The following is a 10,806-nucleotide window of genomic DNA, read 5'->3' as shown; positions in this document are numbered from 1 at the left end:
TCATAAAAGGTCCACGACGTCCTCATTGGTCAGCCGGATACAGCCGGACGAGACCCGCTTCCCGATCGTATCGGGCTTGTTGGTGCCGTGAATTCTATATTCGGTCTCGCCCAGATACATCGCCCGAGCGCCGAGCGGGTTGCCGGGACCGCCTGCCATAAACCGCGGCAGATAAGGCTGACGCACAAGCATCTCTGCAGGCGGACGCCAATCCGGCCATGAGTAGTTCGCTTCCTTTCGAACGCCGACTGAAGTGGTGAGCTTTATCCCGGTTGAAGTCGGTATTCCACCGCATTTCGCTAACGGAGTATCGCAGCGCGCTCGATCGTACAGAAGGGCATGGCTTCCAAGCTCTAGCTTCGAACACCCGCAAGTTTTGGTGGCTCCGGTGCGATCTAGCCCTCTTTTAGAAGTTCTACTGAACCATGAAGCGAGAGTGGTAAGGCAAACTGGCCGCGCCTATAGCCTTTGGTGCAGTCGAATTGGCGCCGAGGAGAAACTCGATATCTGGCAATTCCTTGTGAAGACTCTCGCATAGGTGGTGTGCGAGCACAGGCGGCGCGTAACTGGAAAGAACAACCGACTTGAAATTCACAAAGCTCAGCAGCGAGCGCACCGATTCCGAGATCTGCCGACAGCATGCCTCCTGCCACCGTGCATAGAGCTCGCCGGCCGCGTCGGGGAAGTTCGTTGATTCGACGTCGGACAGAGTGAGGCCATGCGTTTTCAGTCCCTGGAGCAGGGCCAGTAGTCCAACATCGTGGCTAAGGTCGGACCTGCCGCTGTGGATTTGATAATTCAGGATCAGGCGGCTGTGCAGGCGTGAGCCGAGATAGAAGAACAGAAAATCGGACAGCGAGCGTGCCATGCCGAACAGGCTCTCGCCTCCGGCGGCTGCGGTGATCTCGTTCTGAATGTAGACCGACAGGCCAAGCTTCCTTTCGATATTGGCTTGTACGTCCGCCAGATCGCGTCCCAGCAGCTTCCTGATTTGGCCGCTCGTGCTGGCATCGTCAGGCACCGCCAGTCCGATGCCAGCAACCCGGGTCCGGCTGTCCCGTGGAAGCGTCAACAATCCTTCTTCGACCTTTGCCGCGATCGTTGCGGACGACTCCTGCAGGGATGAATAGGGGTGTGCCGCGTGATACCGAACTTTCCCGGCAAAATCGATCAGTGCGACATTCGAGGCCTCTTCACCGAAGCTTACCCCAACCGAGAAAGCGCCTTCCGGATTGAGCGAGAGCGGAATGGTCGGCGGCCCGACGCGTCCGCGCTGGGCTTCGCCTTTGGAGACCAGACCTTCCTGTTCGAGCGAACGCACGATGACGGACACGGTCTGCGCCGAGAGCCCCGTCTTCTCGCCGATCTCGAGGCGGGAGATGCCGGAACTCTGCAGCAGCAACGATAGTACCAAGCGCTCATTATAGCTTCGCACCGTGGGCGCGTTGAGGCCACTGGCGCGATCCGCGATCCGCAGCGGGTTCGGGGGCGCAAATCGCATATCAGGCAAGGGAAGTGCTCCTCATATCGGCAGACCGTCGCGCGTGATCGTTGTCAGCTTTTGCGCTCTTGAGCTGGCCAGCCGATTGCCTCGATTTCCTGCGCGAGTGCAGCGCCGAGTGCGCGATGGGCTTCCGCATTCAGATGAAATCCGTCGGCCGCGTCGCAACTGCACACTGAGCCCGCGTTGAAAAAGTGTACGCCGAGCGAATCCGCCATGATTTCGAATTCGAGCGCCAGTTGCCGTGATTTCTCCGGTGCGCCGGCGAAGATCGATTTCCATTCCTTGACGTCGTCGAGAATGGGAGGAGGGGCAACGATCATGATTTCGGGCACGCTGCCGCCGGGGCCCGGCGCCAGTTCGCGCAGATCGTAGATCAGGCAGCCGATGCCCATCGCCACTTCCGAGGCCGGCTTGTTGAAGCGGATCTTGAGGTCGTTGGTCCCGAGCATGATGATCACGAGATCGAGCACGGTGTGACTCTGCGCGCAGGGTCGCAGGTAGGTGCGACCGTTCTTGTGCGCGCCCTCGATCGGATCGTCGTGCACCGTCGTTCGTCCGCTCAGGCCTTCCTCGATAACATACCAGGACGGTCCGAGCTCGGACTGAAGCACGCCCGGCCAGCGCGTATGCCGGTCGTAGCGCTCGAGAGGGCCACGACCAGGAATCTGACCATGCGTATTGGAGTCTCCGAAACATAGAACGGAGCGCATCGGCATCGCTCTGAATCCTCATGCTTTTTAGGCTTCCGTATCTTTGGTCGTGCCCACGGGCAGTCGCAAGGCCTAATTGATCATTCAAGATGAATAATTATTGACAGCTTGCTTTGGCTATGTCCAAGTAGCTCTCGCTGGTCTGCTGCTCGCAGCGTGCCAGCGTTGGGAGATAGGGACGCCGTTGGCACAAGCTCTTCGCGAAGAAGAGCTGCTCACCTTTTGAACTGCATCACCCCACGTACGTCGCGTGTCCCGCGGCGGGCGCGCGGCGACCTGCGTCCTTTTCTCTCCGAAGCAAAAGAGCTCAGCACGTCACGTGCAATGAAAGAGGAGGATTTGATGCACCAGGGAATGAAGGCACTCGGCTTCGGTTTGATGGCGACGATTTGGCTCGGGGTTGGCGCGGTCCAGGCTGAGGAGGTCAATCTCATGCAGGGTGTGACGCCGCGCCCTGGCGATGAGCGGATGACGGCGCCGGACCGGTTCAAGAAGAACGGTCCGTGGAAGATCGGCATGAGCCATTTCGGCGTGAACGCCAACACCTGGACCGTCGAGATGGCGCACGACACGGAAGCCGCCGCGAAGCTCGACAAAAGAATCGGCCAGTTCATCCTGCTCGACGCCAACATCAGCCAGGCCAAGCAGGTCGCCGACATCGAGGATCTCATTGCGCAGAAGGTCGACGCGATCGTCGTGACGCCGTTGACGCCGACCTCCGCCGACGCCGGCATTGAAAAGGCGGTTGCCGCGGGTATTCCCGTCATCGTCCACACCGGTTTGACCGAGACCGACAAATACACCGTCGATATCCAGGGCGGCGGCGTCCACTTCGGCAAGGTGATGGGTGACTTCCTCGTGAAGCAGCTCCACGGCAAGGGAAACATCTGGGTGCTGCGCGGCCTTCCGGCGCATCCCGAGGACATCAATCGCTACAAGGGCCTGCTGGAAGCGCTCAAGGGCACTGACATCAAGATCGTCGCCGAAGATGCCGGCAAGTGGCAATACGACGTCGGCAAGCAGGTTTGCGAAACTTTTTATCTGAACAATCCGAAGGTCGATGGCATCTGGTCGTCGGGCGCCGACATGACCCGCGCCTGTGTCGACGTCTTCCAGCAATATGGTGCGAAGATTCCGCCGATCACCGGCGAAGGCAATAACGGCTTCTTCGCCCGCTGGATCGAGCTCGGCTTCCCCTCGATCTCGCCGGAATACGGCCCCGAGCAAGGCGCCGCCGGCGTGCGCGCGGCTGTTGCGCTTCTCGAAGGCAAGCAGCTCCACAAGCGCTACATCTACGAGCCCGAAGGTTGGGATATCGAAAAGGCCAAGAAATACTATCGCAAGGATCTCAGCGCCAATGCCTGGTTTCCGTCCAGCCTGACCGAGCAGGATCTCCAGAAATATTACGGCAAGCACTGACCGCGGCAGCGGCGGCGGCATAGCCGCGCCGCCGCCGGCGCTGCGTCTTTCTGCACTTTGACTACGTCGGATCGAGACGATGACGATTGAGCCACTGGTCCAGATGACTTCGATCTCGAAGTCGTTTGGTGGCATTGCCGCGCTTGAGAATGTCGACTTTCAACTGCTTCCCCGCACCGTTCACGCCCTCATGGGCGAGAACGGCGCCGGCAAGTCGACGCTGATGAAAATCCTTGCCGGTGTTGTTCAGCCGGATGATGGCATGATCCGGAAGGCTGGCCGAACCGTCCATTTCGCGTCACCGCGCGAAGCGCTCGATGCCGGGATCTCGACCGTCTTCCAGGAGCACTCGCTGCTCGCCAATCTCTCGATTGCCGAGAACATGTATCTCGGCAAGGAGCCGCTCACGGCATTCGGATCCGTCGACGTCGCCCGCATGGAGCGGAATGCGCGCGACACGCTGCGTGGCCTCGGCCTGAACCTCGATCCAGCGACGCTGGTCGGCAACCTATCCATTGCGGAGCGCCAGTTCGTCGAGATCGCCCGCGGCATCTCGGCCAACGCGGACGTCATCATCCTAGACGAGCCATCGGCCGCGCTCAACGCCGCCGACGTCGAGATTCTCAATGCGCAAATCCTCTCCCTGAAGCAGCACGACAAAGCCGTCGTCTACATCTCGCACCGGATGGAGGAGATCTTCAAGATCTGCGACACCATCACCGTGCTCAAGGACGGGCGGAACGTCGACACCGTGCCCGTTGCCGCAATGACGCCGAAGCGATTGATCGCGATGATGGTCGGGCGCGAGCTTGCCGAGCTGTTTCCGCCGAAGCCCGCCCGGACAGAGGGCGACGTCGTTCTGTCGATCGAAGGGCTTCGCCTGACGTCGGACTCGGCGCCCTGCTCAATTCTGCTTCGGCGTGGCGAGATCGTCGCGCTGGCCGGGCTCGAAGGGCAGGGACAGCGCGAGCTGGTGCGGTCGCTCGTCGGGCAGTACGCGGCGCACGAGGGCAGGGTGCGCATCGGTAGCCGCGAGCTCGCGCTGCCGCTGCCGGAAGACCACGGCATCCGCATGTTGCAGGCGCTCGGCGTGGGCTTCGTGCCGGAGGACAGGAAGCTCGAGGGCCTCTTCCTCGATCTGTCGCTCGCGCACAATCTGACCATCGGCTTACACAGTCAGCATTTCGAGCTGGCGCCCGCGGGCAGCCATCGCCATGTCATCGCGAACTCGATCAAAAGCCTCTCGATCAAGGCGGCAACACCTTACACGCCGGTCGGCACGCTCTCCGGCGGAAACCAGCAGAAGGTGCTGCTCGGACGCTATCTGGCGCTCGGCGCCGACATTCTGCTGATCGAGGAGCCGACGCGCGGTGTCGACGTCGGCGCCAAGGCGGAAATCTACAAGCTGCTGCGGGCTTATGCCAATGCCGGCGGATCGGTCGTCGTGCTCTCGCGCGAGACACTGGAGCTGATCGGCCTCTGCGACCGGCTCTACGTTATCCATGACAAGCATGTCGTCGCCGAAATGCCGGCCGAGCAGGCCACCGAGCACGCCATCCTTGAAGCCGCGCTGCATCGCTGAAGGATCGGGAGAGATGTCGAAAGTCGGTCAGATCTTCTTCCGCGCCAATTCGCGCCACGGTCTCTGGACGATCCCCCTGCTGGTCGCGATCGGTTGTTGCGCAGGCCTGGCGGCGTCGACGGCCGATTTCGCCAGCCGGCAGAACGTCCTCAACCTCTTTGCGCAGGCAGCGCCGCTGATCTTGGTCAGCATCGGCCAGATGATCGTGATCCTGGTGAAGGGGCTCGATCTGTCCGTTGGCTCCGTCGTCAGCCTCACGACCGGAATCCTGTCTTTGAACGCGCCCGTCTATGTGACGGTGCCGGTGGCCATGTTGACGGCGGCACTCGTTGGGCTTCTCAACGGCGTCGCGGTGACGCAGTTCCGGGTGCATCCGATCATCGCGACTCTCTCGATCATGGGAATCGCGCAAGGCGCGGTCATGTTCGTGCGGCCGTCGGCGGGCGGCACGGTCGCATCCGAGGTCGTTGCTCTCGTCAGTGGCCAGCTCTTCGGCATCTACATGCCGGTGGTTTGGACCATTGCGGCTGTTCTGACCGGTTGGAAGATCGTGCATGCCTCGCGCTTCGGCTTGCACCTATTCGCGATCGGCGGCGGCGAGACGGCCGGCACGTTCGGTATCGCCGAGCAGCGCAACGTTTTGGCGGCCTACGTGCTCAGCTCCTGTTTCGCGGCAGCGGCCGGCATCTTCCTTGCGGGTCGGATCGCCTCGGGCGATCCCAATATCGGCACGCAATATGCGGTGGACTCGATCACCGCCGTTGCGCTCGGCGGCACGCAGCTCGCCGGCGGCATTGGAAGCCTTCACGGCACGCTGATCGGCTGCGGACTGCTCGCATTGATCGCGAACGGCATGAATCTCCTCAACGTGTCGGCGTTCATCCAGACCGTCGTGAAAGGCGCGATCCTGCTTCTCGTTATCGCGCTCCAGCCGCGCAAGAACATCGGCCTGTAGATCATGACCTCCCGTTCGAGCCTGTTCCGCGCCGCGCTTCGGATCCCCCCGTCCTGCATCGTATTCGTCGTGCTGATCATCACCCTGTGGGTGCTGCGGCCAAACATGATGAATCCTGCGATCCTGGGAACGTTTGCCCGCCAGGTCGTGCCGCTCGGTATCGTCGTGCTCGGCCAGTTGCTGGTGATCTCGTCGCGCTCGATCGATCTGTCGGCCGGCGGCATCATCCTGCTCGTCAACTATCTGATCTCGTCCGGGCTGCTCTATAGCTGGCCGCTGCTGCCGGTCGTCCTGCTCTGCCTCGGTGTCGGACTGGCGGTCGGTCTGATCAACGGTCTTCTGGTCGGCAAGCGGCGGGCGTCGGCCGTCATCGTGACGCTCGCGATCAACATCGTGCTGATCGGTCTCGTCGAGTACCTCGCCAACGGCAAGCCGCCCGGCGACGTTCCTGCGGAATTCCGCGCGCTCTACAATCTGCGGTTCTGGACGATACCGGCGCCGGTCATGTTCTGGATCGCACTCGCCGGCATCATGAGCGCGTTTCTTGGCGCATCGGTGTTCGGACGTTTCGTGTGGTCGATCGGCAGCAATCCGACGTCGGGGCATTTCTCCGGCGTGCCGGTCGAGCGGACCGTCGTCATCGCGCACGTGATCTCCGGGCTGATGTCCGCGGTGGCAGCGCTGGTGCAGACGTCGTCGATCGCTGTCGGCAGCGTGCGGTTCGGGCCTGAGCTCGTAATGAACTCGATCGCTGCGACGATCCTCGGCGGCGTCGTCTTCGGAAGGCCCGCGGAGGTATGGGGCCCGCTCGTCGGCGTTCTCTGCTTTGCGCTTCTGTTCGTCGTCATGACGACGATGGGCGTGCAGGAGCCGGGCAAGCTCATCGTGCAGGGCCTGATCATCCTGCTTGCTGCAATCTTCTACGGTCTACGATCCAAATCCAACTGAGTGAGGTCACGATGACGAGACGTATCCTGTGCTTTGGCGATTCTCTGACCTGGGGATGGATTGCCGTTCCGGAAGGATCTCCGACGACTCGTTTTCCTCTTCATGAGCGCTGGACCGGCGCGATGGCCGCAGCGCTGGGCGACGGCTACGAGATCATCGAGGAAGGCCTCAGCGCGCGCACGACGTCGATCGACGATCCCGTCGATCCGCGCCTGAACGGCTCGGCCTATCTTCCCGCGGCGCTTGCGAGCCACATCCCGCTCGACCTCGTCATTTTGATGTTGGGGACCAACGACACCAAGAGCTACTACCATCGCACGCCCTATGAGATCGCGGTGGGCATGTCGAAGCTGGTCGGTCAGGTTCTGACCTCGGCCGGCGGTGTAGGCACGATCTATCCGGCACCGAAGGTCCTGGTCGTGGCGCCGCCGCCGCTCGCCGATCTACCGGATCCCTGGTTCCAGGGCATGTTCGAAGGTGGACGCGAGAAGACCGTTGAGCTCGCGGCGCAGTACAAGGCGCTTGCCAGTTTCATGAAGGTCGAATTCTTCGATGCCGGCAGCGCGATCGCGACGGCAGGCGTCGACGGCATTCATTTCACTGCCAAGAATAATACCGATCTTGGACGGGCTCTTGCGAGAAAGGTTACCACTCTCTTCGCCAACTGATCAGGAAATGACAATCTGGCGGCGAATTCTATGTTCGATAGATCGAGGGGCTATGTCGCCGTCGCCTCGCATGGAGCGCCGTTTAGTTTAGGTGATGAACAGGCTCGCGCCTTTCTACGGCGCGGGCTGTCCACCGCCATGGCCGCGGGACAGGTAATCTGCAATGAACTCAACCTGTTGGTGAGCAGTCGGACCAAGACGCATCCGCCGGCCGCCCATTCTTCTCTTCACTTGACGGTATCGGACGGAAGTCGCGAGAGACCATGGGCAGGCTGTTCCGACCCAGTATACGTCTACTGCGTCAATTGATTCCGATACTTGCTGAAGGTGCTACTCTTCCGAGCCACGTAAAATTTCCTGTGAATTCAAGACCGAAAAAGTTGAGCGGGTATACCGTCGGGATTTGACCGTCAGCTTTGGAAGATTTGTGCTTGCAAATCAACGCGGAAACATCTTCGTAAATGATTGAGTGGGAGTAGGGCGGCCGGCTGCTATCGCGCAGTTTGGCGTAGCTTTTGGTGGGGCAGTTCTCCACTTCCTTTGTTGGCCGGGCAGTCTCCAAAGTTGTGACCTCCAATTAACCTGATCGCGGTCAGACTTCCATCCTGCTCTCGCCAAGTGAGTATTGTGGCGCATTGCAGCGTGCAGAAAGGTCGGAGCTTGGTGGGCCCAACCCTCGGTTCAAGGATGGCAGCTCTTGGCGCGAAACGGACGTTCGGCCGGTGCCGCATATCTCAGAAGGGCCACCTGCGGACGTAGTCAGTTTGAAGCGAAGGTTATGCCGATATATACCTCCTGTTGGAAGGAGAACCGGCCGCCATTCCGCTCAAGAAACCGTCCGCAACATTGGCGTCATCGTCGGCGAAGAACCGTGTTGTATCTCACCGATGATCCTGAAGCCGTGGCGCTCATAAAGGGAAATGTTTCGCGGATTCGAACTTTCAAGGTAGGCGGCGATGCCCTCCTCGTCACATCGTCGAAGAGCGTGTTTCATCAGCAATGTGCCGAGGCCTTGGCCGATCCAGTTCGGATCGGCGGCAATGAGGGGCAGATACCAATGTGGCTCGTGGGGATGATGTTCGGCCATTCCCTGGAGCAGGTGTGGAATATCGTCGGCGATCTCCGGACGCAGGGACTGCGCCATGATTGCGCCCATGGCCGCTTCATCAGGCTCGACGCCGGGCGGCAGCCACAGGGCGGCCGCGCGAGCCCCTTCCGTGATGTAAGCCGTGCCATGCTCGAATGCCCGTCCGCCAAATGCGTTAACGAACTCAGGCATAATCCTGAGATATTCGGATGAGTCGGGCCAAACCCAACGGGCCATTGGATCGGCTGCAAAGCCGAGCACAATGGTGCTGATCGTGCTTGCCTGAATGTTCGCGCCCGCAGATTTGACTTCCGACGCAGCTGTCATCATGCCGTCTCCCAGTCGATGGCGTCGGCCAAATTTATCAGATGCCTGTTTCCAAACAGAGCAGAACGGCTGTACCAACGAGCCTTCGCGGCTGCGACCCATGTCCATTCCGGGTCATTAGCGTTGTTTTGAAGGTCGGCTTGTTGTTTCCGGTCTACCGTCAACTTCAGACATGTCGCTGCGCTGGCCGACGTTATGTGCCAACAACTGACCTTCGTTTTGATTTGCGTTAGCTTACGCGAGTCCCGCGATGATCTTGTCAACGTCCGCTTCCGGGAACACCTTGACCGAAGTCGTTCGTACGTTCCCGATGGCGGCCAGCGACAAGAGAAACTTGGCCATGGCCTCATCGTCGGTGGCCTCGGCGTGGATGATGAGGTCATATGTTCCCATCGCGAGATAGCCGGCCTTGATGTCAACGCCAAACTTTTTGCCCAACTCCCTGGCGGCCGCTCGACGCTGCGGCATGTCCTTGATGGTCCGAACACCTTGCTCGGTGAAATTGCAGAGAAGCATGTACGTGGACATGGCGATTCTCCTTTGACAAAGAAGCAATGGACTTAACGGGTCCACGTCGTGGATTATGCCACACTGCCTGACCCCGCCCAACCACCAAGATCCCCTCAGGGCGGCTCGAAGCGGCTAGGGGTCATTCTCGACCGAATTGGGCTATCCGCGTGGCGTCCGGTTTAGCGCCGTTAGCAGCCAAAGTGCGGACTACCCTCAACTTCGGAAATATTCAGGCGTCGCGCAAACCGTCGTTAAGGGTCGATTCCGTTGAAAAAGTCCCATGTGGCGCGCACGCCTATTTTCTAAGGTGCTACCGGTGCGGTCGACGCCGTTAGACACGGGGGACCACGTCAATCTACACTGGATCGCTCTGCGGTCTTCCTAGCTTTGCCGTGAAGGCTTTTCTTTCGGAGTTCGCCCTGAACTGATTTCAGCAAGATTTTTGCGCTGGTACTATTTTCGACTTTTTCAACAGTATCGGCCACTTCCGGACTCCGGACTCATTAGACTGTCGAACGCGGCTGCCAACTCCGGTATGGGCAGGATCGTCACTCGATGATCTCGTCGGCGCGGGCCGACACCGTTGGTGATATTTCAAGCCCGGGCACTTTCGCGGTCTTGAGGTTATGACAAACTCGAATTTGACCGATCTGATCGTCGGCAGGTCTGCCGGGCTTCGACGAGCAGTTCGATTACCCGGGCTCGAACGGCCCCGGCTCGAAGAAGCCCTCGATCGATTCGACCTTTACGTAGTTCTCGGCGATGCTTTCGGGTGTCAGATGTGGATCGTAGAAGCCAGGTCCCATGACGATAGCGATACGCTGGATTACTCCGGCTTCCACGTTGTAGATCCTGTTCGTCTCCGAATAACTATCGCTTGCCAGCCAGACGATCGCTGGCGCAACAGCCTCAACCGGCATTGTGGCTTCGCTCTGCTTCAGCCAAGCAGGATCCGCAACCGCCGCCGGGTGCATCCTCGTGTACCCGGCTGGCGAAATGGTGTTCACGAGAATCCCATGCTCAGCGCCTTCAATTGCAAGAATGCGCATCAATCCAACTACCGCGCACTTGGCCGCAGCGTAGGTGGCTTGGCCCC

Annotated in this window: 10 protein-coding genes and 1 pseudogene; 5 read left to right on the top strand and 6 right to left on the bottom strand. The window is 60.2% G+C overall.

Annotated features, from left to right (window positions below; translation table 11 throughout):
- Nucleotides 1–6: 6 nt before the first annotated feature.
- The 3 genes and pseudogenes from CWO91_RS45170 to CWO91_RS39450 form a co-directional block, all read right to left on the bottom strand.
- Nucleotides 7–219: pseudogene (locus CWO91_RS45170) on the bottom strand (L,D-transpeptidase); the annotation flags it as partial.
- A 196-nt stretch (nt 220–415) separates the two neighbouring features.
- Nucleotides 416–1,501 carry an ROK family transcriptional regulator gene (locus CWO91_RS39455; RefSeq protein WP_130220761.1) on the bottom strand — a complete coding sequence of 362 codons (1,086 nt, stop codon included), beginning with the start codon at nt 1,499–1,501 and terminating at the stop codon, nt 416–418.
- A gap of 53 nt (nt 1,502–1,554) precedes the next feature.
- Nucleotides 1,555–2,214, bottom strand: coding sequence for an SGNH/GDSL hydrolase family protein (locus CWO91_RS39450; protein WP_130220760.1), 660 nt, complete (start codon nt 2,212–2,214; stop codon nt 1,555–1,557).
- Nucleotides 2,215–2,556: 342 nt separating this feature from the next.
- Between CWO91_RS39450 and CWO91_RS39445 the strand changes: the two genes are divergently transcribed.
- The 5 genes from CWO91_RS39445 (at nt 2,557) to CWO91_RS39425 (ending at nt 7,786) form a co-directional block, all read left to right on the top strand.
- Entirely contained in the window at nt 2,557–3,633 is a 1,077-nt protein-coding gene (locus CWO91_RS39445) for a substrate-binding domain-containing protein (protein WP_130220757.1), read from the top strand.
- 85 nt (nt 3,634–3,718) lie between these two features.
- Entirely contained in the window at nt 3,719–5,215 is a 1,497-nt protein-coding gene (locus CWO91_RS39440; RefSeq protein ID WP_130220759.1) for a sugar ABC transporter ATP-binding protein, read from the top strand.
- A 13-nt stretch (nt 5,216–5,228) separates the two neighbouring features.
- The gene (locus tag CWO91_RS39435; protein WP_130220756.1) at nt 5,229–6,170 is read left to right on the top strand and encodes an ABC transporter permease; all 942 of its coding nucleotides are present in this window, start codon (nt 5,229–5,231) and stop codon (nt 6,168–6,170) included.
- A gap of 3 nt (nt 6,171–6,173) precedes the next feature.
- Nucleotides 6,174–7,118 (top strand): ABC transporter permease, encoded by a 945-nt coding sequence (locus CWO91_RS39430; RefSeq protein WP_130220755.1) that lies wholly within the window; start codon nt 6,174–6,176, stop codon nt 7,116–7,118.
- A gap of 11 nt (nt 7,119–7,129) precedes the next feature.
- Complete coding sequence (locus tag CWO91_RS39425) at nt 7,130–7,786, top strand: SGNH/GDSL hydrolase family protein (RefSeq protein WP_130220754.1); 657 nt, start codon at nt 7,130–7,132, stop codon at nt 7,784–7,786.
- A gap of 826 nt (nt 7,787–8,612) precedes the next feature.
- On the opposite strand, the gene CWO91_RS39420 is transcribed toward CWO91_RS39425, so the two are convergent.
- The 3 genes from CWO91_RS39420 to CWO91_RS39410 all read right to left on the bottom strand — a co-directional run.
- The gene (locus CWO91_RS39420; RefSeq protein ID WP_433995607.1) at nt 8,613–9,203 is read right to left on the bottom strand and encodes a GNAT family N-acetyltransferase; all 591 of its coding nucleotides are present in this window, start codon (nt 9,201–9,203) and stop codon (nt 8,613–8,615) included.
- Nucleotides 9,204–9,434: 231 nt separating this feature from the next.
- Nucleotides 9,435–9,728: a GYD domain-containing protein gene (locus CWO91_RS39415; RefSeq protein WP_130220753.1), complete on the bottom strand. Its 294-nt coding sequence runs from the start codon at nt 9,726–9,728 to the stop codon at nt 9,435–9,437.
- A 674-nt stretch (nt 9,729–10,402) separates the two neighbouring features.
- The coding region (locus CWO91_RS39410; RefSeq protein WP_130220752.1) for an SDR family oxidoreductase at nt 10,403–10,806 on the bottom strand (404 nt) is incomplete at its 5' end.

Origin of the sequence: Bradyrhizobium genosp. SA-3, from assembly GCF_004212635.1 — a bacterium.
Classification (GTDB): domain Bacteria; phylum Pseudomonadota; class Alphaproteobacteria; order Rhizobiales; family Xanthobacteraceae; genus Bradyrhizobium.
The sequence above is the reverse complement of the archived record's forward strand: the minus strand, read 5'-3'. Positions and strand labels throughout refer to the sequence as shown.